This window comes from Myxococcus sp. XM-1-1-1 (assembly GCF_020037095.1).
GTDB lineage: Bacteria > Myxococcota > Myxococcia > Myxococcales > Myxococcaceae > Myxococcus > Myxococcus fulvus.
This window is the reverse complement of record NZ_JAIQDH010000010.1, coordinates 73,830-96,885: the sequence shown is the minus strand read 5'-3', so window position 1 is coordinate 96,885 and position 23,056 is coordinate 73,830. Positions and strand designations below refer to the sequence as shown.

Annotated in this window: 16 protein-coding genes; 11 read left to right on the top strand and 5 right to left on the bottom strand. The window is 71.1% G+C overall.

The window, feature by feature from the left end:
• Nucleotides 1-17: 17 nt before the first annotated feature.
• The 3 genes from K8640_RS20820 to K8640_RS20810 all read left to right on the top strand — a co-directional run bounded on the left by K8640_RS20820 (nt 18) and on the right by K8640_RS20810 (nt 6,897).
• Nucleotides 18-2,675, top strand: a complete 2,658-nt coding sequence (locus K8640_RS20820; protein WP_223748609.1) for a pseudouridine synthase — start codon at nt 18-20, stop codon at nt 2,673-2,675.
• 83 nt (nt 2,676-2,758) lie between these two features.
• Nucleotides 2,759-4,879: a HEAT repeat domain-containing protein gene (locus K8640_RS20815; protein ID WP_223748608.1), complete on the top strand. Its 2,121-nt coding sequence runs from the start codon at nt 2,759-2,761 to the stop codon at nt 4,877-4,879.
• Entirely contained in the window at nt 4,879-6,897 is a 2,019-nt protein-coding gene (locus tag K8640_RS20810; RefSeq protein ID WP_223748607.1) for a cyclic nucleotide-binding domain-containing protein, read from the top strand. The genes K8640_RS20815 and K8640_RS20810 overlap by 1 nt, the downstream gene beginning before the upstream one ends.
• A 15-nt stretch (nt 6,898-6,912) precedes the next feature.
• Here the strand turns inward: K8640_RS20810 and K8640_RS20805 are convergent, their stop codons facing one another.
• Nucleotides 6,913-7,605, bottom strand: coding sequence for a general secretion pathway protein GspE (locus K8640_RS20805; RefSeq protein WP_141332434.1), 693 nt, complete (start codon nt 7,603-7,605; stop codon nt 6,913-6,915).
• Nucleotides 7,606-7,766: 161 nt separating this feature from the next.
• On the opposite strand from K8640_RS20805, the gene K8640_RS20800 reads away from it, so the two are divergent.
• Nucleotides 7,767-8,591 carry a hypothetical protein gene (locus K8640_RS20800; protein ID WP_223748606.1) on the top strand — a complete coding sequence of 275 codons (825 nt, stop codon included), beginning with the start codon at nt 7,767-7,769 and terminating at the stop codon, nt 8,589-8,591.
• A gap of 1 nt (nt 8,592) precedes the next feature.
• Here K8640_RS20800 and K8640_RS20795 read toward each other — a convergent pair whose 3' ends face one another.
• Nucleotides 8,593-9,840: an SLC13 family permease gene (locus K8640_RS20795; RefSeq protein WP_223748605.1), complete on the bottom strand. Its 1,248-nt coding sequence runs from the start codon at nt 9,838-9,840 to the stop codon at nt 8,593-8,595.
• Nucleotides 9,841-9,929: 89 nt separating this feature from the next.
• Here K8640_RS20795 and K8640_RS20790 point away from each other — a divergent pair, with 89 nt between their 5' ends.
• From K8640_RS20790 to K8640_RS20780, 3 genes are all read left to right on the top strand, one after another.
• The gene (locus K8640_RS20790; protein WP_223748604.1) at nt 9,930-12,347 is read left to right on the top strand and encodes a DEAD/DEAH box helicase; all 2,418 of its coding nucleotides are present in this window, start codon (nt 9,930-9,932) and stop codon (nt 12,345-12,347) included.
• Between the two features lie 19 nt (nt 12,348-12,366).
• On the top strand, nt 12,367-13,926 hold the full coding sequence (locus K8640_RS20785; protein WP_223748603.1) for a ribonuclease H-like domain-containing protein: 1,560 nt from the start codon (nt 12,367-12,369) through the stop codon (nt 13,924-13,926).
• 110 nt (nt 13,927-14,036) lie between these two features.
• On the top strand, nt 14,037-14,519 hold the full coding sequence (locus K8640_RS20780; RefSeq protein WP_141333454.1) for a peptidylprolyl isomerase: 483 nt from the start codon (nt 14,037-14,039) through the stop codon (nt 14,517-14,519).
• 90 nt (nt 14,520-14,609) lie between these two features.
• On the opposite strand, the gene K8640_RS20775 is transcribed toward K8640_RS20780, so the two are convergent.
• The 3 genes from K8640_RS20775 to K8640_RS20765 all read right to left on the bottom strand — a co-directional run bounded on the left by K8640_RS20775 (nt 14,610) and on the right by K8640_RS20765 (nt 18,412).
• Nucleotides 14,610-15,617, bottom strand: a complete 1,008-nt coding sequence (locus K8640_RS20775; protein WP_223748602.1) for a hypothetical protein — start codon at nt 15,615-15,617, stop codon at nt 14,610-14,612.
• Nucleotides 15,618-15,673: 56 nt separating this feature from the next.
• Nucleotides 15,674-16,564 (bottom strand): bile acid:sodium symporter family protein, encoded by an 891-nt coding sequence (locus K8640_RS20770; protein ID WP_223748601.1) that lies wholly within the window; start codon nt 16,562-16,564, stop codon nt 15,674-15,676.
• Between the two features lie 222 nt (nt 16,565-16,786).
• Nucleotides 16,787-18,412, bottom strand: a complete 1,626-nt coding sequence (locus K8640_RS20765) for a M28 family metallopeptidase (RefSeq protein ID WP_223748600.1) — start codon at nt 18,410-18,412, stop codon at nt 16,787-16,789.
• Nucleotides 18,413-18,561: 149 nt separating this feature from the next.
• On the opposite strand from K8640_RS20765, the gene tesB reads away from it, so the two are divergent.
• The 4 genes from tesB (at nt 18,562) to K8640_RS20745 (ending at nt 22,907) form a co-directional block, all read left to right on the top strand.
• Nucleotides 18,562-19,440, top strand: a complete 879-nt coding sequence (tesB, locus tag K8640_RS20760; protein ID WP_223748599.1) for an acyl-CoA thioesterase II — start codon at nt 18,562-18,564, stop codon at nt 19,438-19,440.
• A 54-nt stretch (nt 19,441-19,494) separates the two neighbouring features.
• Nucleotides 19,495-20,190: a type 1 glutamine amidotransferase gene (locus K8640_RS20755; RefSeq protein WP_223748779.1), complete on the top strand. Its 696-nt coding sequence runs from the start codon at nt 19,495-19,497 to the stop codon at nt 20,188-20,190.
• Between the two features lie 266 nt (nt 20,191-20,456).
• Complete coding sequence (locus K8640_RS20750) at nt 20,457-20,996, top strand: PDC sensor domain-containing protein (protein WP_223748778.1); 540 nt, start codon at nt 20,457-20,459, stop codon at nt 20,994-20,996.
• Between the two features lie 18 nt (nt 20,997-21,014).
• A complete protein-coding gene (locus K8640_RS20745; protein ID WP_223748598.1) occupies nt 21,015-22,907 on the top strand; it encodes a methyl-accepting chemotaxis protein in 1,893 nt (630 codons plus the stop codon).
• The last annotated feature ends 149 nt before the right edge of the window (nt 22,908-23,056 follow it).

Genomic DNA, 23,056 nt, shown 5'->3' with positions numbered 1-23,056 from the left:
CAAGTGAAGGGGAAGTAATGGCGGCCGAACGACTACAGAAGTACCTGGCCCGCGCGGGAGTTGCTTCGCGCCGGCACGCAGAAGAGCTGATCACCGCGGGCCGCGTGGCGGTGAACAACACGACGGTGACGGAGCTGGGAAGCCGGGTGGAGCCGGGGACGGACCTGGTCTCCGTGGACGGCAAGCTCGTCACGCCGCCGGACGAATCGTCCTACTTCCTGCTCTACAAGCCCGTGGGCGTGGTGACCACGCTGTCGGACCCCCAGGGGCGCCCGACGGTGGCGAACTACGTGGAGGAGACGGGCAAGCGCCTGTTCCCCGTGGGCCGGCTGGACTACGACGCCGAGGGAGCGCTGCTGTTCACGGATGATGGCGCGCTGGCGCACAAGCTGACGCACCCGAGCTTCCAGGTGCCTCGCACATATCTGGCGAAGGTGAAGGGTCAGCCCGACGTGCCGACGCTGGAGAAGCTGCGCGGCGGCGTGCGGCTGGAGGACGGCATGGCCACGCCGGTGTCGGTGGGCGTGTTCGAGGCCGCCGAGAAGAACACGTGGCTGAAGATCGTCGTGGCGGAGGGCCGTCCGCACCTCATCAAGCGGCTGTGCGCCGCCGTGGGGCACCCGGTGGTGCGCCTGTTCCGTCCGGCCTACGCGGGCGTGGGCGTGGAGGGTTTGCGCCCGGGTGAGCTGCGTCCGCTGAAGAAGGCGGAGGTCGAGCTGCTCAACGAGGTGGCCGACGGGAAGGCGTCGCCTCCGTCGTCGGAGCTGCGGCTGCCGCCTCGGCGCCATGGTCGCGCGGCGCCGGGCTTCGATGAGTCGGACGAGGACGAGCTGGCCATGGACGATGACGCGGCGCCGGTGCGCCGCAAGCCCGCGGCCCGTGCGGAGCGGAAGCCGGCGGGTGAGGGTGGCTCGGGGCTCGCGCGCTTCGGCCGGGACCGTGCGGGCGCGGGTCGTCCGGCTCGCAAGGAGTTCGGGAGCGGGGATGCTCCGCGCTCGCGTGGACCGCGTGCGGAAGGTGGTGCGTCGCGCTTCGGTCGTCCTGCTCGGAAGGAGTGGGGCGAGGGCGCTCGCGGTGAGGGGCGCCCGGCGCGCAAGACGTTCGGCGGTGACGAGGGGCCTCGTGGCGCTCGGAGCGCTGGTGGCGAGGGGCGTCCGGCTCGTAAGTCGTTCGGTGCGGGTGGTGAGGACCGTCCGGCCCGTAGGGCATTCAGCGCCGGTAGCGAGGATCGCCCGGCTCGTAAGTCCTTCGGCGGCGATGAGGGCCGCCCGGCGCGTAGGTCCTTCGGCAGTGACGAGGGGCGTCCGGCGCGCAAGCCCTTTGGCGGTGACGAGGGTCGTCCGGCGCGTAAGTCTTTCGGCGGTGATGAGGGCCGTCCGGCGCGCAAGTCCTTCGGCGGTGACGAGAGTCGTCCGGCGCGTAAGTCTTTCGGCGGTGATGAGGGCCGTCCGGCTCGCAAGTCCTTTGGTGCCGGAGGCGAAGGTCGTCCGGTTCGCAAGTCTTTCGGCGGTGACGAGGGTCGTCCGGCTCGCAAGTCCTGGGGCGGCGATGACAGTCCTCGTAGCGCGGGTGGCGAGGGCCGCCCCGTACGCAAGACGTGGGGCGCTGGTGGCGACGAGGGTGCACGCGGTGAGGGACGTCCGGCTCGCAAGACGTGGGGCTCCAACGACGAGGGTGGTGCCCGCAGCGCGGGACGTCCTGCCCGTAAGGAGTGGAGTGCGGGTGGCGAGGATCGTCCTGCCCGTCGGTCCTTCAGCGCGGGTGGAGCGGATCGTCCGGCTCGCAAGTCCTTCGGCGCGGGTGGAGAGGATCGTCCGGCTCGCAAGTCCTTCGGCGCCGGGAGCGAGGATCGCCCGGCTCGCAAGTCCTTCGGCGCCGGCGAGGATCGTCCGGCTCGCAAGTCCTTTGGTGCCGGCGAGGATCGTCCTGCCCGTCGGTCCTTCGGCGCGGGTGGCGAGGATCGTCCGGCCCGTCGGTCCTTCGGCGCGGGTGGCGAGGATCGTCCGGCCCGTAAGGCCTTCGGTGCCGGCGAGGATCGCCCGGCTCGCAAGTCCTTCGGCGCCGGGAGCGAGGATCGTCCTCGGGGTCCTCGTGGTGCGGGTAGTACGGGCCAGGCCCGGTTCGGCCGTGGCGGGAGCTCCGATCGCGCGCCCAGCGGCGAAGGCCGTCCTCGCTTCGGCGGCGCTGCGTCCCGTGGCGCATCCAGTGGCATGAGCCGTCCCCGCTTCGGCGGTGCCGCGGGCGGTGAGTCCAGCGGAGAGGGCCGTCCTCGCTTCGGTGGTGCGCGAAGCGCGGGTGGCCCGGCGCGTCGTTCATTCGGCGACAAGGCCGCTCCGCGCGGCCGCGCCGAGGGGCGTCCGTCTCGGGGTCCCCGTGACGCGGAGGGCGCTGGCCCTCGGGGTCGCGGCTTCGGCGCGAAGCCCGGCGGCAGGGGCGCCAAGGGAGCAGGCGGCGAGGGGAAGAGCTGGGCCCCCTACGACGACCGTGGCGCTCCCCGTGAGCGAGTCGTCCGCGCGGGCGCCCGAGGGGCCGCTCCCACGGACGGTCGCAAGTCCGAGGGCTTCCAGGACTGGGGCAAGAAGAAGGAGTCGGGCTCCAAGCCCCGCTGGAGCGCTCAGGCTCCGCGCGGCGGCCGGTCCGGCGGACCTTCCAAGGGACCTCGCCGTCCTCGCTGAGGACCACACGGCGGATTGGGCGACAAGGGGGGTGTTGATATAACCCCTCGCGACTTTTCCACCGTTTCCCTCAGCGGAGACCGATGCGAACCGGCGCACGCCCCTACATCCTCATGCTGGCCCTGGTCCTCGGTTGCAACGGGAGCCGGGACCAGCTCCTCGCAGACCTCCAGAGTCCTCGACCGGAGGTCCGCGCCCTGGCGGTGAAGAAGCTCGCCGGACAGGGCAATCCCGATGACCTGATCCTCTTCACCCGCGCGGCCAAGGACCTGGCGTCCATCGTCCGCGCAGAGGCGGCCGTCGCGCTCGGCGAGAGTCAGGATCCTCGCGTCGTCGACCTGCTGGGCGAGCTGCTCGAGGACTCCGACGAGGAGGTCCAGGGCCGCGCGGCCATGGCGCTCTCCAAGGTGCGCAACGACAAGGCCAAGGCCTACCTCACGCTCCAGTACGGGCGCCGGGGGCGCACCACCCGCCAGGTCATCGTCCAGGCCCTCAAGAACGCCAACGTGCCGGGCGCCATGGCGGAAGTCGTGGCCGCCGAGGCCAAGGGCCAGTGGGACCGCAACCTCCTCACGCTCACCGAAGGCGAGCTCCCCGAGCGCGTCGGCGCCGCCGAGGAGCTGGGCAAGAGCGGTCGTCCCGAGGCCGTGAATCGGCTCCTGCCCCTGGTCCGAGACAGCCAGGTCATCCTCGCCGCCGCCGCCGTGCGCGGCCTGGGCGACGCGGGTGACAAGCGGGCCGTGGGCGACATCGCGCTTCTGCTCGACGAGAGTTTCCCGGAGCTGCGCGAGTCCGCCATCACCGCGCTGAGCAAGCTGCAGGACCCCGCCGCCGCGCCGCGCCTCCAGGCCGTGGCCGTGGAGAAGAGCGCGGTGAGCCCTCTGGCCATCGACGCCATCCTGTCCTTCCCGCGCACGCCGGAGACCGACACCGCGCTGTGCGCCGTCGCGCTCGATGGTGCCCCGTCCGACGCGCTCGCGGCGGCCCTGGCGATGCGCACCCGCGGCGGCTGCCCGTTGGACCCCATCGGCGAGCGCCTGGCGCGTCCCGCCACCGCCGCGAGCGGGCTCCAGGCCGTCGCCGGGCTCGGCCCCGTGGCCCAGCCGCTGCTCGCGAAGGTGACGCCGTGGCTCAACCAGAACGATGCCACGCTGCGCATGCTCGCGGTGGACGCCGTGGCCGCGGTGGGCGACGCGTCCGTCGTGCCCCAGCTCCAGAAACTCTACGAGCAGGAGGCCAAGGGGCTGGAGGCGCTGCGCTCGGACTGGGTCACCCAGAAGCTCCCCGAGACTTACGGCGCCGGGTTCGACCCGTCCGGCACGACCTCCCCGCACGTCGCGGCCTCGCCGAATGACGAGCGCGCGTCCCGCCACGCCTCGCTCTTCGAGCGGGTGAAGGCGCTCAACGCGCAGCGGGCCAAGGACGCGGGCCGCACCGTGGTCAAGCCCCGCGTGCCCAGCGAGCTGTTCGACGACGTGGAGGCCGAGCGGCTCGTCCCGCTGGCGACCCTGATTCGCGCGCTGGGGGCCCTGCGCGCGCCGGGCGCCCTGGAGCTGCTCAAGGGATACAGCCAGGACCCGAGCATCCCCCTGCGCACGGCGGCGCTCGTGGGCCTGACGCGCCTGGGCGCCGAGGGCGTGGCCGTGGCCCGCGAGGGAATCTTCGAGCCCGAGAGGGATCTCCAGAAGACGCTGGCGCAGGCGCTCGCCGAGTCGGGCGAGGCGGGGCAGGTGGCCTTGCTGGAGGCGCTGCCGAAGATGGGCGGCGAGAAGCTGCTCGTGCTGGACGCGCTGGCGAAGGGCCCCGGGGTGCCGGCGTCGGCGTCGGCGGTGCTCCAGGGCGTGGTGAAGGAGGGTGGGCCGGAGGCGGCGCTCGCGGCGGTGGTGCTCGCGCGCATCCAGGCGAAGGACGCGGTGCCCACGCTCATCAAGGCGCTCGATGAGACCAACAGCGTGGCGAGGCGCGACGTGCTGCTGGCGCTCGGGACGATCGGGGACGTGCAGGCGGCCGACGTGGTCGCGAGGGACTTGTTCCACGACCTGCCGGAGATTCGCGCGGCGGCGGCCACGGCGCTCAAGCGCATGGGCGCGACGACGCACTCGGAGTTCCTCGATGCGCTCAAGAGCGACTACTTCCGGACCGTGCGTGACGCGGCGGGCGCGGCGCTGGCGAAGGGGGGCACGGCTTCGGAGGGGGCTCGGTAATGGAAGCACGCAAGCTCAAGGACAGCGCCGCCGCGGCCTTCACCAAGGGGCGCTTCTCCAAGGCCGCCGAGCTGTACGAGGACTTCTGCAAGCTCGACCCCAAGGACCACCAGTCGCGCCTGCGCATGGGTGACGCCTGGGCGAAGGCAGGGGAGCGCGAGCGCGCCGTCGCCGCGTACCAGTCCGCCGCCGAGGGCTTCGCCAAGGAGGGCTTCCTCCCGCGCGCCATCGCCGCGAGCAAGCTCATCCTCGAGCTGGACCCGAGCCACCAGGGCGTCCAGCAGATGCTGGCGAACCTCTACGCGCGCCGAGGCACGCCCGTGGGCGCCCGGGCCCGAGGCCCCATGGGCAGCGCGCTCTCCGCGCCGCCGCCGCCCGAGCGCCCCGCGCCGTCCCCGCAACCGGTGTCGGGCGACGCATCGGATGGACTCGAGCTCTCCGTGGAGACGTCCTCCAACACCTCCAGCGCGGAGGAGGTCGTCGTCCATTCCGTGAGCGTGGGGCAGGAAGCCGAGCCCGCCACTCACGATGACGAGGCACCGTCCTCCCACGTCGAGCCGTCGAGCACCGGATGGGCCGAAGCGGGCCTCTCCCCCTCGAGCACCGTTGCCGTGGCACGGGCTTCGATGGCACCGTCGCCCGCCTCGAGCACCGCCTCCGAGGATGAAGGCTTCGACGTCGTCGTGGGCGAGCCCGAGCCGGGTGCGCCCCCCACGGCGAGCTCACTGCCTCCAGGACTCGCGCCGCGCACCCCGCAGCGAATCACGCCCCCCTCGGCACCTGTGCCCGCGGCGAAGTCCCCCGTGAGCGGGAAGTGGAAGGCGTTGTCCTCGCCCATCGCGGATGCACAGGCGATGGAGCCCGGCCTCCCGCCGACGCCCACGGTCATCGACCCGCCCTCGGCGCCTCCGGGCCTGCGCCCGCGCCGCGCGGACGTCACGCCCCCCGCGGGCGCCACCGCCGTCCCGTTCCGCGAGGTGTCCCGCGAGCTGGGCGCATCGCTGCGCGCGGTGACGCCGCGCCCGTCGTCCTTCACCGAGCTGGAGCTCGAAGCGGACTCCCTGCTGCATGCCGTGGAGCTCGCGGCCCAGGCCGGTCTGAATCAGCGGGCCGGGAGCGCCGCCGTCAGCGACGAGGAGGAGGTCTTCAGCCTCACCGAGGAGGTCATCACCGACGCGCCCTCTCTGGACGCGCTGCCGACCATCCCGCTGTTCTCGGACCTGCCTCGCGACGCCTTCATCGAGCTGTTCGAGCGCTGCCCGCTGCGCCGCTTCAGCGCGGGGGAGCGCATCATCGAGCAGGGCAGCCACGGCGATGCCTTCTACGTCATCTGCGAGGGCCAGGCCCGCGTCTTCCGGATGGACGCCGAGCGCCGCGTGGAGCTCGCGGTGCTCGAGGGCGGCGCGTTCTTCGGCGAGATGGCCATCCTCTCCGGAGCGCCGCGCACCGCCTCCGTGGAGGCCGCCTCCGAGGACACGCAGCTGTTGGAGATCTCCGCGCCCGTCCTGGCCTCGCTCTCCCGGAGCCATCCGCAGGTGGCCGCGGCCCTGAAGAAGTTCGTGCGCCAGCGTCTGCTCACCAACGTGATGAACACCTCCGCGCTCTTCCGGCCCTTCAACCGGAAGGACCGGCGCACGCTGGTAGAGCGCTTCCGCGCCCGCGACGTCGAGCGCGGTGACGTCATCATCCGCGACGGGGACCAGACGGACGGGCTCTACGTCCTGCTCTCGGGCGAGGTGGAGGTGCACAAGGACGGGCACCTGCTCACGCGGCTGAAGGAGGGAGACCTCTTCGGCGAAATCTCCCTGCTCCAGAAGACCCCCGCCACGGCCACCGTGACCGCGGGGCGTCACACCACGCTCCTGCGACTGCCGCGCGCCGACTTCGACGCGCTCATCTCCAGCCACCCTCAGATCCTGGTGCTCATCTCCGAGCTGAGCGACGAGCGCCTTCGCCGCACGGAGCAGGTGCTCGGCGTGGAGGCCCTGGGCGGCGACGAGGACCTCATCCTCGTCTGAACCGGGCCTCGTCCCTCAGCGCACCTTCGCGAGGTAGTCGTCGCGGGTGACGAGGCCCCGCGTCTCCAGGAGCTCCAGCATGGCGCGCAGCGAGCGCGCCTGCTGCGCCACCATGCGCTCCAGGTCCGTCACCTTCTGCGTGAGGGCCTCCACCTGCTGCGTGAGCTCACCCTCCCGGACGGACGACGGGCCCGACGCGCGCGGTGCGGGCATCAGCTCCACGGCCGACTCGGACGGAGGCGCCAGCTCGAAGGTCTGCTCGTCGATTCCGAACGCCAGCGGAGACGCCGTCGTGGAGGTGATCTCCCCATGGTAGTGACGGCGGATGGCCCGCTCGATGGACGAAGCCGCGGCCACCACCACCTGGAGCCGCTGGCCCGTGTGGAACGCCAGCTCCTGGAGCGACTCCACGTTCGTCGGGTCCGACGTGGCCACCGTGAGCAGCTTGCTCGACGGCTCGTAGGCGGTGGGGAACACCGTGTAGCGCTCGGCGATGTCCACGCGCAGCGCCTGCATCGCCGGAGCCGAAGGCGTCAGGGCATCCAGGTCCACCGTGGGGATGGCGAGCTGGCGCGACAGGGCGTGCACCATGGAGCTCTCGTCCACGAAGCGCATCTGCACCAGCGTGAGGCCCAGGCGGCCTCCCCACTTGCGCTGCTCGGCCAGCGCGGAGCGAAGCTGGGTCTCGGTCAGGAGACCCGCATCCATGAGGATTTCCCCGAGCCGGCGCTTACGGCCGGGGGGAGGGGGTGCCACGGAGGAAGGATTCACGCGCGGGAGCATACCAGCGGACGGCTCGTCGGGAGGGCAGGGCGGCGCCACGGGCCCGGAAGGGGCGGGCCGCCCCGCAATGGGGTAAGTCTCAGGTCATGACGCGAAGCCTTCTCCCGTTTCTCGCGCTGGCGCTCTGCGCCGGCTGTGCGTCGCAGCGGCTCGCCGGCGCCGACCTGGACCGCGTGCGCCGCCCCGCCTTCATCTCCCGCATCGAGGACGGCGCGGGACCTCGCAGCTTCGTATTCCGCGAAGACTCCGCGTACGGCGACAAGCTCAAGAAGCTGGAGCCCGTGGAGGCGGACCGGCGGCTCACCGTGAAGCTCCAGCAGGCGGTGACGCGCTTCGAGATTTCCGAGCGGCTGCGCGTCAACACGCTGACACAGCTGCCTCGCGAGGCCCCGTGGACGTACACGGTGGACCCCGCGCGCGTGGCGTCCGTGCTGGAGAGCTTCCTGGTGGAGGAGGTCCCCGCGAACGCTCCGGACTACGACCTGGTGACGCCGCTGGGCGCGGACACCATCGTCGAGTTCGTGGTGCAGGAGTACGGCATGCGCAGCAAGAAGGGCCACGCGGGTGCCTTCCTGCGCGGCTATGGCCGGATGTTCACGCTGGATGGGCGCTCGGAGGTGTGGCGTCACCCGTTCGAGGTGGACCAGGTGGAGGCGGGCGCGGAGCACCTGGACCCGTTCAAGGTGGGGAAGAACCCGGACCTGTTCCGCCAGGCGCTCACCACGCTGTTGGACCAGGTGGCGCTCGAGTTCGTGAAGGACCTCACGCCCAGGGACCGTCGCGGCGGCCCCTCGGTGGCGACGCCTCCGGGCCCCGCCGCTCCCGACGCCGTCGCGCCCACCTTCGTCGAGCCGCCCAAGCCGCCCGACCCGGAGCTGGCGCCGGGCGAGCTGCCGGACCCGGACCCCTGAGTCAGAACAGGGCGTGCTCCGCGAGGAGCACCGCGATCCCCACCACGAAGCTGACGAGCGTCACGGGCAGCCCCACGCGCAGGTAGCGCATGAAGGACATGTCCACCTTGCCGCGCGCCGCCTCGAAGACGATGAGGTTGGCGACGCTGCCGACGAGGGTGAGGTTGCCGGCCAGCGTGGAGCCCAGGGCCAGCACGTGCCAGCCCAGCTCCACGTTCTGCAGCGTGGGCACCCACGAGCGCGCGAGCATGACGAAGGGCACGTTGCTGAAGAGGTTGGACGCCACCAGCGTCAGCCCCGCGAAGCCCAGCGTCTCCCGCCACGGCGGCCCCGCCATCAGCGGCGCGAAGATGAGGCGGATCTCCTCCGCCCAGCCGTGCTTGTTCACGCCGTAGACCACCACGAAGAGGCTGGCGAAGAACAAGAGCAGCACCCAGTCCACGCGCTCGAGCGCCTCGCGCGGCTCGCGACGGGACAGGGCCATCACCAGCGCGGCGCCGGCCAGCGCGCTCCAGCTCATGGGCAGCCCGGCGAAGAAGGCCACGATGACGCCCACCGTCACCGTGAGCGTCAGCACCAGGAGCCAGCGGTCCACGGGCGGCGGCGGCGGCTGGGGCTCGAAGCGCTTCGTGCTCAGCTCGTTGCGGAAGAGGTACACCAGCGCGGCGGCGACGATGACGGTCGACAGGAGCGCGGGCACCGCCATGTACGCCGCGAAGCTGGCGTACGAGATTCCCGACGCGCCCTGGATGAGCATGTTCTGCGGGTTGCCGGTGAAGGTGGCCACCGAGCCGCTGTTGCTGCCCATGCACACGGCGAGCAGGTACGGCACGGGCGGCAGCTTCGCGTCATCCACCGTGGCGAGCACCAGCGGCGTGAGCATCAAGCACACCGTGTCGTTGACCAGGAAGGCGGACAGCACCGCGGAGATGAACGTCACGGCGATCAACAACAGGCGGGGCGTGCGGGCGCGACGTACCGCCCAGGCGCCGGCCGTGCGGAAGACGGCGGCCTGGGACATGTACGCGGCCAGCAGCATCATCCCGAGCAGCAGGACGATGGTGTCCGCGTCGATGGCGTGCTTCGCGGTGTCCTCGCTGTGGTTGAAGACCTCCGCGGGCGAGACCACGCCGAACACCACCATGAGGACCGCGCCGAGCAGCGCGCCTCCGGGGCGGTCGAGCTTGAGGAAGGGGAGCCGGGCGCCGGCGATGAAGACGTAGGTGAACAGGAAGATGGCGAGGGCCACGGGCGCGGGAACCTAGCCGAGCCCCGTCCGGCGTGCTCGACCGTGTTCGCGTTGTCCGCCCCGGTACACACCTGTACAGTGCCCGCCCCATGAAGTTCGAGAAGGAAGAAGGGGCCTTCGGTGGCCCGCGTCGCACCCCGTGGAACGCCCCCCGGGGGTTGGACTCCGTGCTCCAGCAATGGAAGGCGGACCGGGGCCTGTCGCCCTGCTTCTCGCTCGACGAGGCCACCCCCGCCCGGGTCGGCTCGTTCGCGCCCATCCCCGAGGACGTGGCCCCCCAGGTGCGGGAGGCGCTCCGCCAGCGAGGCGTCGAGCAGCTCTTCTCCCACCAGGCCGAGGCCTTCCGGCTGGCCCGCGCGGGCCGGAACCTGGTCATCGCCACCCCCACCGCCTCGGGCAAGAGCCTCTGCTACAACCTGCCGCTGATGGATCGCTTCGCCCGGGAGCCCCAGGCGCGCGCCCTCTACCTGTTCCCCACCAAGGCGCTGTCCAGGGACCAGGAGGAATCCCTCCGGGCCTTCATGCGCGAGGCCGGGCTGACGCATGGCGCGATCACCTTCGACGGGGACACGCCGGCGGACGCACGCCGCGCCGCCCGGGAGCGGGGGGGCGTGCTGCTCACCAACCCCGACATGCTCCACACGGGCATCCTCCCGCACCACGCGAGCTGGGCTCGTTTGTTCTCAAACCTGCGCTACGTGGTCATCGACGAGCTGCACACGTACCGGGGCGTCTTCGGCTCGCACCTGGCGAACGTGCTGCGCCGGCTGCGTCGGGTGGCGCGCTTCCATGGCTCGGACCCGGTGTTCATCGCCGCGTCGGCGACCATCGGCAATCCGCAGGCGCACGCGCGGCGGATGCTCGGATGTGACGTGGAGCTGGTCGCCCAGAGCGGGGCGCCGGCGGGTGAGCGGAGGGTCATGGTGTTCAACCCGCCCGTGGTCAACGCGGAGCTGGGCATCCGGGCCAGCTACCTCAAGACGGCGGTGCGGCTGACGTCGGACCTGGTGCGCGCGGGCGTGTCGACGCTGCTGTTCGGACAGTCGCGCAACAACATCGAGGTGATGCTCAAGTACCTGCGCGACCGGTTCGTCGAGGAGAAGCTGGATCCGTCGCTCATCCAAGGATACCGGGGCGGCTATCTGCCGGGGACGCGACGGGCGACAGAGGCGGCGCTGCGCGCGGGAGAGGTGCGGTGTGTCGTCGCGACGAACGCGCTGGAGCTGGGCATCGACATCGGCTCGCTGGACGCGGTGGTGTGCGCGGGCTACCCGGGCTCGGTGGCGGCGCTGATGCAGCGCTTCGGCCGCGCGGGACGTCGTGGCGCGGGGAGCCTGGCGTTGCTGGTGACGTCGAGCGCGCCGTTGGACCAGTACATGGCCGCGGACCCGCGCTTCCTCATCGGCGCGCCGGTGGAGCACGCGCGCATCGACCCGGACAACGTGGAGATCCTCGTCCAGCACCTCAAGTGCGCGTCGTTCGAGCTGCCGTTCGAGGAGGGCGAGGCCTTCGGCGACGTGCCGGCGGAGTCGACGGCGGAGGCGCTGGGGTTCCTCGCGCAGCACCAGGTGGTGCATCCGACGGCGGGGGAGGGTGGCCGGCGCGTGTTCCACTGGTCCTCGGATGCGTATCCGGCGAACCACGTGTCGCTGCGCAGCGTGGGCTGGGACAACGTGGTCATCATCGAGCGCGGCACGGACCGCACGCTGGCGGAGATGGACTTCCGCTCGGCGCACACGATGTTGCACGAGCAGGCCATCTATCAGCACGAGGCCGAGCAGTATCAGGTCGAGCAGTTCGACTACGAGAACCACAAGGCCTTCGTGCGCAAGGTGGCGCCGGACTACTTCACGGACGCGATGACGTACGTGCGCGTGAATGTCATCCAGGAGGACCAGGGCGCGCCCGTGGGCCCGTCGCTCCAGGCCGGCATGGGCGAGGTGAGCGTCATCGAGAAGGTCGTGGGGTACAAGAAGATCAAGTACCACACGCACGAGAACGTCGGTTACGGCGAGGTGGCGCTGCCGGAGATGCAGATGCACACCACGGCGCTGTGGCTGACGGTGCCGGAGTCGGTGGTGCGCTCGATGAAGGCACCGAGGCCCGCGGTCATCGACGCGCTGCGAGGCATCGCCACGGCGCTGCGCACGGTGGCGTGCGTGGGGTTGATGATCGACCCTCGGGACATCGGCAAGACGCTGGGCAGCCGCGATGACGCGGACGGGCCTCCGCGCAAGGATGGCGGGGTGGGGTTCGATCCGACCATCTTCCTCTACGACAACATCCCCGGCGGCGTGGGGCTGGCGGCGCGGCTGTATGACCAGCGCGACGAGCTGCTCGTGCGCGCGCGGCGACTCCTGGAGTCCTGCGCGTGTGAGGAGGGCTGCCCGGCGTGCATCGGCCCGGCGTCGGGTGTCATGCCGGGACAGGCTCCCGTGGACCCGCATCCGCGCAAGCGCTTGGGGCTCGAGGTGCTGAGCCTGCTCGGCGTCGCGGGCGTGCAGTAGACGGCGGAGGGCTCGGCGCGTGGACCTCAAGCGAAAGCTGGCGCGACTGACGGGCGTGGGCCCCGGCGGCAAGCCCGCGAGCCGCGTGGCCACGCTCCCGGAGCCGTCGGACGAGGGGAGGGCTCCACCAGGGAACGTCGCGGAGCGTTCAGCCGAGGCGAACACCTTCGCTCCTGCGTCACCGCCGCCGACGGTGTCAGCCGCCCCGGCTCCTGCCCATACGGGACAATCCCCCGGGCCGGACGAGACATCGCGCCACGCCGTCACGCCCGAACCGTCAGCCGCCGCCGCATCGCCCCAGGCCCCCGCGCGCCCGAGCGACCCGCGCATCGAGTCCCTCCGGCGGATGCTCGCGGACTGGTCCGAGCGACAGGGGCAGACGGCCGCGCGCCGCCCCACCCAGCCTCGTCCTCCTCCCGGTCCGCTGCCCGTCGTGGCCCAGGAGACACCGCACGGCACCGTCCACGTCTCCGAGCGCCTCCTGCCTCCGGACCACCACCACGGCAGCGCCCCCGTGGCCGGCGCACTCGACGTGGAGGGCGCCCTGGTCGCCCGGCTCGCGCTCCACGAGGACCTGGCCGGCGTGGACTACCAGCGCATGCTCTTCCTCGACACGGAGACCACGGGCCTCGCCGGCGGCACCGGCACCGTGCCGTTCCTCGTGGGCCTCGCCTGGTTCGAGGGGCGCTCGCTGCGCGTCCACCAGCTCTTCCTGCGCAAGCTCGGCGAAGAGGCCCCCATGCTGCGCGTGCTCGCCGAGCGCATGGCCCGCTCCTCCTGCATCGTCACCTTCAACGGCAAGAGCTTCGACTGGCCGCTCTTGCGCACGCGCTTCGTCCTCAACCGCGTGAAGGCCCCCGCCGAGCTGCCCCACCTGGACCTGCTCCACTGCGCCCGCCGCGTCTTCAAGCACCGGGGCGCCGGCACGCGACTGGTCCACATGGAGGAGCAGGTGCTCGGCCTGCGCCGCGTCGATGACGTGGACGGCTCGCTCATCCCGGACCTGTACTTCCGCTACCTGCGCGGCGGCGACGGCGCCTCGCTGACGCCCGTGCTCGAGCACAACGCCAACGACCTCCTCCTCCTCGCCGCCCTCCTGGGCGAGATGGTCCGCCGCTTCCGCGCCGGCGACGGCACCGCCGTTCCCCGGGACGAGGACCCCAGGGACCTGCTCGGCTTCGCGAGCGTGGCGCTCCGGGCGGGAGACCACACCCGGGCCCGGGCCTTCGCGGCCGCGGCGACGAAAGGCTCCGGCACCGTGGGCATGGAGGCCCACGCCCTGGCCTCGCGCCTGGCCCGCATGGCCGGCGAGCCCCAGGCCGCCGCGGACCACCTGCACCAGGCCCTCCAGTCCGCCCGGGGCTTCCAGGCGGCGAGCCTGCACCTGGAGCTGACCAAGCTCTACGAGCACTCCCTCAAGGACCTCGCGGCCGCGCTGCGCCACGCCCGACTCTCGGCGGCGGCGGAGTTGCCGGAGGACCACCGGCGCCGCATCGTTCGCCTGGAGGGCCGAATCGACCGGAGCACGCGGGCCCGCGCGCTGGACCTGGGCGCCCGCCCACCTCGCCCCGGCCCCTGAACGCCCTTGCGTCCGGTTTCGGGCGGGGGGCCCCGCTCCCATGCCCTCCCGCAGACCGGCCGAGCACATGATGGGAGCGTTGGACAACGGCCTGCGCTAAGAGAGGCGCCATGAAAATCGCGAAGGACAGTGTCGTCTCCATCGACTTCAAGCTTCACCTCGGCGATGGAAAGCTCATTGACGAGAGCGAGCCGGGAGATCCGCTCGTCTACCTGCAGGGCCACGAGGAGGTCGTCCCCGGCCTGGAGAAGGCCCTGGAGGGCAAGGCGAAGGGAGACAGCCTGTCGGTCGTCATCCCCCCCGAGGACGGCTACGGGCCGCATGACCCCGAGGGCCTCGAGGAGGTCCCCCGTGACGAGTTCCCCGAAGGGCTGGAGCTCCAGGAGGGCGGCATCCTCACCGCCACGGACCCCGAGGGCGACGAGGTCGACCTGCTCGTGAAGGAGATCAAGGGCGACACCGTGGTGGTGGACTACAACCACCCGCTCGCCGGCAAGACGCTGCACTTCCAGCTGACCGTGGCCGACGTCCGCGCCGCCACGGCCGAGGAGCTGGAGCACGGCCACGCTCACGGCCCGGACAGCCACCACTGATTCGAACCCCGGGGCCTTCGTGAGCCCCGGGCCCCACCACCGCTCCCGCGAAGTCCTCTCGCGGGAGCGGCCCTTCCTCCCTGACGCGGACTAGCGCCCGCCCATCAGGTCCGAGTTGAAGGAGAAGCCCAGCAGCAGGTACGGCATCGCCTCCTGACGGCTGGGGTGCTTCAGGTACCAGGCCACCATGCCCAGCACCGTGGGGCGGTTGAACATCGTGCCCTCGTCCGTGTTGAAGGCATAGGAGACGACGGGGCCCGCGCGCATGTGGCTGTTGTCCGCCTTCAACGCGTCGGAGACCCCCTGGTCCTCGGTGTACTGCGGCCACACGCCGCTGAAGCGCGCGCCCAGCATCCACCGGCCGGACAGGTAGACGACGTCCGAGTCGTTGGTGAAGACCCAGCCCTTGCCCGCGAGCAGCGAGTCGAGCATCGGGTCGTAGAACGTCGTCTCGCCGTCGCGCAGCGACAGGTTCCAGTACTCGATGCTGAACTTGGTGCGCACCGCGATGGGGCCCACCTTCGCCTGCAGCGTCGGCTCCACCAGGAAGTGGTGGCCGCTGGTGCTGTAGGCCGCGTCCTCGCGCGCATCCAGCGCGTCATCCGAGAAGTCGTTCAGCGGGTTCGCGTACCCCTGCAGGAACCCCATGGTCCCCAGGAAGTTCGTGTACTCGTAGCTCAGCCGCAGGTTGAACAGGGCGATCGGCTGGATCTCGAACATCGGACCCACCTTCAACGAGGCGGGGTTCGCCTTGATGAGGGCCGCGGCGTTGACGAACGTGTCGCGCATCAGCACGGACTCGCTGTTGAACAGCCGCTTCTGGATGACCAGCCGGTTCTGCGTCTCCAACCCGATGGGGTTGACGCGGAACAGGTTGAAGCTGGTCATGTACAGCCGGACGTTGGGGATGGGGCGGGGTGGGGGGACCGGGGAGGGCTCGCTGGCGGGGGCGACCTCCGGGGTGTTCGTGGGCCCGGCCGTGGGAGCATCCGGCGGAGGCGTCGGCGTGGCCGCGGACTGCTGCGCGGCCGCGGGGGACACCAGACCCAGGCTCAAACAGAGCGTGCAGATGGACAGCGATAGACGCTTGAGCATCATCTCGACACTTCCTCGGGTGGGGGAGACCGCGGCGGGGAGGAACCGCGGCGGGTGCTTCAGGAACGACTGGGGGTTGCGGCGGGAGAGTCCTGCTCGTCCGCGTGGCGTCGCGTCACCGCGTAGCCGAACGCCGCGGCCGTGAAGTACATGATGATGCTGTAGATGGCCGGCGGGATGGCCATGGTGGCGTTGCCCAACAGCAGCGGGCTCATCGCAATCGTCATCGCGAGGATGCCGTTGTGGATGCCGATCTCCATGCCGATGGCCACCGCCTGACGCCGGGGGAGCCGGAACAGCAGCGGCGTCACGAAGCCCACGCCCATGCTCAACAGGTTGAAGCTCAGCGCCGCCAGGCCCACCTGCTGGAAGTACGCGCCGATGTTCTGGCGCTCCTGGTACACGGCCGCCGCGATGACCACCGCCAGGAACGCGGCGGACATGATGCGGATGGGCTTGTCCAGCTTGAGCGCCACCTGGGGCTTCCTCGAGCGCACCAGCATGCCGATGCTCACCGGCCCCAGCACGATGATGAAGACCTGCAGCACCTTGGCGAACTGCATGGGCACCGCCCGGTCCTCGCCCATGAAGTGGTTGAGCGAGAAGTTCACGATGAGCGGCAGCGTCACCAGCGTCAGCGCGCTGTTGACCGCCGTGAGCGTGATGTTCAGGGCCACGTCACCGCGGGCCAGGTGGCTGAAGAGGTTCGCCGTCGCGCCGCCGGGGGAGGCCGCCAGCAACATCAGCCCCACCGCCAGCTCCGGCCCCAGTCCGAAGGCATGGGCAATGAGAACACCGCCGGCGGGAAGCACCAGCATCTGGCACACGAGCCCCACGATCACCGCTCGCGGGTAGACGATGACGCGCTTGAAGTCCGCGAGCGTCAGCGACAGTCCCAGGCCGAGCATGATGACGGCCAACGACAGTGGAATCAGAACCGCGGTGAACACGTTTGACTGCATTCGCCCCCCGTCGATGTGCGGGCGCTCCTCGCCCGTCTCGCGGCAGATGTATCAATGCAAACAAGCGTGGCGCAAATGGGTGTCTCGCTTCAAGCCACCCCTTGCGATTTGCATCCCGCACGTGAGCAGCGATGACGCCGGGCGTCATTGTTTGTCACGTCGATGGAAAGCTACACCTGTACGCGTGTTACCGGGCCCGCATGGGCGGTGTCATGGATTGCTCAGGGAGGGGGTCGCGTTCGCCTTCGTCGGCGCGAAGCGCAGGAAGAAGCTGTCGTCGTTCCAGCGCGGGCGCTCCGGGGCGTTGGCCACCGCGAGCGTCAGGTCCGCGAGCATGCGGACGAACTTCACGGCGCCCTCCTGGTGGATGGGCTGCGACAGGTCATCCGACGGCGCGTGGTAGTGGCGCGTGTACCAGCGCTTGAAGGTGCGCTCCTCGGCGGAGCCCGGCGCGTAGCCGAACTTGAAGGACAAGGCCGGCACGCCCTGGCGGATGAAGGAGTACTGGTCGCTGCGGATGAAGAGCAGCCGGTGGGGCTCCGGGTCCGGCATCGGCTTCACGCCGTGCCGGGAGGCGACCTGGGCCAGCGGCGTCGCGAGGTTGGACTCCTCCTGGCCGTACGCGACGACGCGCTCGAAGGCGAACAGCGGCAGGAACATGTCCAGGTTGAAGTTGGCGACCAGCGTGTCCGCGGGCACCGTGGGGCGCAGCGCGAAGTAGCGCGAGCCGAGCAGGCCCTTCTCCTCGCCCGTCACCAGCACGAACAGCACGGAGCGCCCCGGCTTCCGGGCCGTGAGCGCGCGCGCCACCTCCAGCACCGCGGCCACGCCCGTCGCGTTGTCCATGGCGCCGTTGTAGAGGTTGTCACCGTCCACGGGCTGGCCCACGCCCACGTGGTCCAGGTGCGCGGTGAGCACCACGTACTCGCCGGCCAGGGCCGGGTCGCTGCCCGGCAGCAGGCCCACGACGTTGGGCGACGTCGTCGCCGAGGACACGCGCTCGGAGCTCGCCTTCAGGCGCGCGGGCAGCTCGAAGCGCGGCATCGGCTGGTTCGCGTTCGCCCGCTTCAGGAGGTCCTGGAACGAGTGCGGCGCGCCGGCGAACAGCTTCTGCGCGTGGGCCGCGTTGACGGTGACGCCCACTTTCAGGCCCGTGCTCTCATCCAGCGCCGGGTCCGCGAAGGTCATCGCCCTCTGGTGTCGCGACGCGGCGGTGCGCGACCACGGCGTCTCCTCCAGCTTCGGGTTGAGCAGCATCACCGTGCCGAGGGCGCCCGCCTTCTTCAGCGCCTTCGTGCGCTCGGCCTGCGAGCTGTGGTGCGCGCGCAGCGGGCCGGAGACGTGGGCCGGGCCGCCCTGGAGATAGACGGCGATCTTCCCCTTCAGGTCCACGCCGGCCAGGTCGTCGTGGCCCGCCTCCGGGATGGACAGCCCGTGGCCCACGAAGACCATGGGCGCCTCCACCGAGCCCGCCTCGCCCGAGCGCGGGGAGATGATGGCGTCCTGACCGATGACCAGCGCCTTGGCGCGGCCGTCATGCACCAACGCCAGGCTCGACTTCGCCTCGACGAGCTGTCGGGAGACGAGCGGCACCTCCTGGAGGTAGCTGTCACCCGCGCCGGGCTTGACGCCGAGCGCCGCCAGTTGCTCGGCCACGTAGGCCGCGGCCTTGCGGTGGCCCTCGCTGCCGGTGTCCCGCCCCTGCAGTGCGTCGTCGGCGAGGTGGCGGACATGGCCCCACCAGCGCTCCGCGTCGGACGGGGGCGCGGCGGGCTCGGCGCCGAGGGCCAGCGAGGGCAACAGGCACAGCGTCGTCAGCAGATGGGGTGTGCGCAAGGGCGGGCTCGTGGAAGAAGGGCTTCCCTGGCTCAACGCCCGGCCCCGCTCCTCATTTCCTTTCGTTCCCCGAGCGGCCGTCCTCTCCGGGACGCGTCACGCACACGGGGCGCGACAGCCGTGGCCAGGGTCGGCTAGGACGACGCCTCATGAGCCGCGTCCTGGACGAGCTGCTGGAGCTCCTCAAGCTGGAAGTCATCGAGGAAAACCTTTTTCGCGGAAAGAGCCAGGATCTGGGCTTCCGTCAGCTCTTCGGCGGACAGGTGCTGGGGCAGGCCCTGTCGGCGGCGAGCCAGACGGTGGAGACCGCGCGGCACGTGCACTCGCTGCACGGGTACTTCCTGCGGCCCGGCGACGCGAGCCAGCCCGTCGTCTACACGGTGGACCGGGTGCGCGACGGCGGCAGCATCAGCACGCGGCGCATCGTCGCCATCCAGAAGGGGCAGCCCATCTTCACGATGATGGCCTCCTTCCACGGCGACGAGCCCGGGTACGCGCACCAGTCGCCCATGCCGGCGGTGCCGCCTCCCGAGGCGCTGCCCACGGACCTGGAGCTGCTCAAGCGCCAGGTGGACCGCATCCCCGCGCGGCTGCGCGAGAAGATCCTCTGCGACAAGCCCATCGAGATGCGGCCGGTGGACTACATGGACCCGTTCCATCCGGTGCCGGGGGAGCCTCGCAAGGCCGTCTGGATTCGCGCGGACGGAGCGCTCCCGGAGGACCCGCAGGTGCACAAGTACGTGCTCGCGTACGCGTCCGACTTCAACCTCATCAGCACCGCGCTGCTGCCGCACGCGGCCAGCTTCTTCCAGCCCCACGTCATCGGCGCGAGCCTGGACCACGCCCTCTGGTTCCATGGGGACCTGAAGGTGAACGACTGGCTCCTGTACGTCATGGACAGCCCGTGGTCCGGCAACGCGCGCGGCCTGTCTCGCGGCTCCGTCTACACGCGCGAGGGAAGGCTCGTCGCGTCCGTGGCGCAGGAGGGACTGCTGCGCATCCTGAAGGGCGACAAGCCCACGTCGTGAGCGAAGGACGTCGCTGGCCGAGCAGCCCCAGGCGGGGCGGAAGGGGACGTGACGATGCGCGCGGTGGTGTATCAGCACGAGGAGCACGAGGGCGTCGGCCTGCTGGGACCCGCGTTGACGGAGGTGGGCTTCACGCTGGTCCACCGCTTCCGCGCCGTCCGGCACGAGGACGTGGACGCGGAGCTGGTGGTGGTGATGGGCGGCCCCATGGGCGTCTACGAAGCCGACCAGCACCCGTTCCTGCGCGACGAGAGCTCCATCCTCATGGAGCGGCTGGCCCATGAGCGCCCGTGCCTGGGCATCTGCCTGGGCGCGCAGCTGCTCGCGGACGCGGCGGGCGCGGAGGTCTTCCCCGGCAAGAACGGCTTCGAGGTCGGCGTGGGCCCGGTGCGCTGGACGCCGGAGGCCCTGAAGGACGCCGTCATCACCGGCGCGCGCCCGCGCGGCACCGTGGCCCACTGGCATGGTGACACGTTCAAGGCCGTGCCCGGCGCGACGCTGCTCGCGTCCACGGACCGCTACACGCAGCAGGCCTTCCGGCTGGGCAGCTCCTACGGCTTCCAGTTCCACCTGGAGCTGACCGCGCGCGAGCTGGGACGCTGGTTCGAGCTGGGCGCCGAGGACCTCGCGCTGCGTCACAAGGACGTGACGCAGCTGGTGAGCCAGCTCCCCAGGCTCGAGGCCGCGGAGCCGGAGAACCGCGAGCTGCTGCAAAGACTCGCACGTCACTTCGCCCAGGCGGTTCGCTGAAGACATCGCTGACGCGAAGGGCTCGCGGTCACGTTGTACCCGGCGCAGCCTCGTCGTCCGCTTGGGGTTTCAGTGTTTCACGAATGAGCGGGGCTGAGCCTGGGTCAGGATGGCTCCGGGCGGGCAGGTGAGCGGAGGGAAGGTGAGGGGCCGTTCAGGTGTGGGGCTCACCGGCGACGTCTCATTCATGTATCGTCGACACATCCGCCGGCGGAGAGGGGGAAGTCTGTCTCGCCGATGCAGCGTGCGGACGCGTTGAGGTCGTGATGTGGCATTTCGGCATGGCGCTCCTGCTGCTCGGAGGACTTCCTCCGGACGGCGCCGCGCAGCTCGCGAAGGTGAGCCGGCTCCAGGCGGCGTTGCAGCGCGTGGCCGCGGATCCGGAGCTCGTTCAAGCCGTGCGGGCCCAGAACGCGCGCGGCCTGACACTCGCCACCATCCGCGCGGAGGATGACGTCTGGCTGTCCACGCCGGCGCTCACGCCCTTCAAGCAGCGCGTGCTCGACGCGAGCTGCTCACGGGTGCTGGCGCGCCACCGCGAGGCCCTGGGCAGCCGGGTGGTGGCGGAGGCCTTCGCCATGGACCGGCTGGGCGCGCTGGTGGGCGCCACGCGCCGCACGTCCGACTACTGGCAGGGTGACGAGGAGAAGTTCCAGGTGCCGTTCCGCGAGGGACGCATGCTCGAGGAGAGGCCCTTCTTCGACGAGTCCTCCCAGGCCTACGTGGTCCAGGTGTCCCTGCCGGTCCGCGACGCGGGCCGCGTCATCGGCGCCGTCACCCTCTCGCTCTCCCTGCTGGACCTCTGAAGTCCCGCCGCCCCCCCCATGCGCCTCTTCGACGGACTCTCCCTTCGTACCCGACTGACGGTGGCCGTCGCCCTGCTCACGCTCGGGGCCCTGCTGCCCTTCAACCTGTTGGGCCGCGTCTTCGTCTTCAACAACCTCCAGGAGCAGATCCACGCCACCCTGCGCGTGGAGGCCCAGGGCCTGAGAGACCTGGTGGAGAGCGCCCTGGTGGAGCGCGAGGCCAACGCGCGCTCCTGGTCCGAGGACGCCATCCTCCGCGGCGCGCTGCTGTTCGACACCTTCGAGAAGAGCGACGCGGTGCTCGTCTCCCTGGAGAAGCGCCACCCCTCGTTCGCGGGCCTGGTGCTCTTCACCGAGGACGGCCGCGCGGTGTCCGCCAGCGAGGAGAAGCTGCGACGCGCCTACGAGGGCCGCGAGAGCCAGGTGCGCGCCGCGCCCTGGTTCAAGGCCGCGCTCAACGGCACCCAGGACATCACCGGCTTCACGAAGGTGGACCCGTTCTTCGAGCGCACCGTGCTCCCGCTGGCCGTGCCCGTGCTCAGCCCCATCAGCGGCGCGCGCATCGGCGTGCTGCTGGCCGCCTATGAGTGGAGCCAGGTGGGCGAGGTGGTGGCGCCCGCGCTGGAGCGCTCCCGCGCCCGGGGCCAGAAGAGCTTCGCGCTGGAGGTGCTGGACGCGCAGGGCACCACGCTCTTCGACACGCACGAGCGGGACATCGCCCGGCCCGATGACGTCGTCAGCGTGGAGGCGGTCAACGCCAGCAGCGTGCGGGACGTGGGCGACGGCTGGCGCTTCGTGGCCACCGTGGACCCGGAGGACGCGTACGCGCCGCTGGCGGAGGCGGGCAGGGTGGCCGTGGGGCTGACGGCGCTGGCGCTCGTCGTGGCCGGCGTGGGCGGCTTCCTGCTCGCGCGCGGCGCCACCGGGCCCATCTCCCGGTTGAGCCAGGTGGTCACCCGCGTGGTGCGCGAGGGCGACCTCACCCAGCGCGTGGACATCTCCACCCGGCGCGACGAGGTGGGGGAGCTCGCCTCCGCCTTCGCCCTGATGATGGAGCACCTGCGCGAGTCCACCCGCGGCCTGCAGGCGGGCACCAAGGTCCTCAGCCAGACGGTCTCCGAGCTCACCGCCGCCGCCGCCCAGCAGGAGCGCACGCTGACGAAGCAGGCCGCCGCCCTCCAGGAGACGCAGGTCACCGCTCAGGAGATCAAGCAGACCTCGCTGATGGCCGCCGAGCGCTCCCAGGCCGTGCTCGGCGTCACCGCCCGCGCCCGCGAGGTGGGCCTGGCCGGCGAGGCCACGGTCTCCGCCAGCCTCCAGGGCTTCGAGGAGCTGCGCGAGCAGGTGGGCGTCGTCGCCCGCAGCATCGCCGCGCTCAACGAGCGCACCCAGCAGATTGGCGGCATCACCCAGACGGTGAAGGACCTGGCCGACCAGTCCAACATGCTCGCCCTCAACGCGGCCATCGAGTCCGTGCGCTCGGGCGAGCACGGCAAGGGCTTCGGCGTGGTGGCGCGCGAGATCCGCAGCCTCGCCGACCAGTCGATCACCTCCACCGGCCGCGTGCGGGAGATCCTCGAGGACATCCGCCGCTCCATCCAGTCCACCGTCACCCAGGCCGAGCAGAGCCAGGGCAGCGCGGAGACGGGCCTCACCCAGGTGCGCGCCAGCGGCGACAGCCTCCGCGAGCTCACCGGCATCATCCAGGACAACGCCTCCGCCGCTCAGCAGATCGCCGCCGCCGTCACCCAGCAGAACGCCGGCGTGGCGCAGATCTTCACCGCCGTCACCGACCTGTCCCGGATGATGGAGGAGTCCATGCAAGGCCTTCAGGCCGCCCAGCGCATCACCGCCTCCCTGCGGGAGGTCGCCGCTCAGATGGACACCGTGGCGGCCACGTACCGCGTCTAGTCAAAGTCTTGCGGGAAACACTTTCAGTGCCAATCTAGAGCACTCTCCGTGCAAATCTGGATTATGCGCAACCCGGGGATTCCTTGGGCCAATCCCGGCCCCATGGAGTCCCCGTTTCGTTGGTCCTTCACGTGAAGGAGCACCGCAAT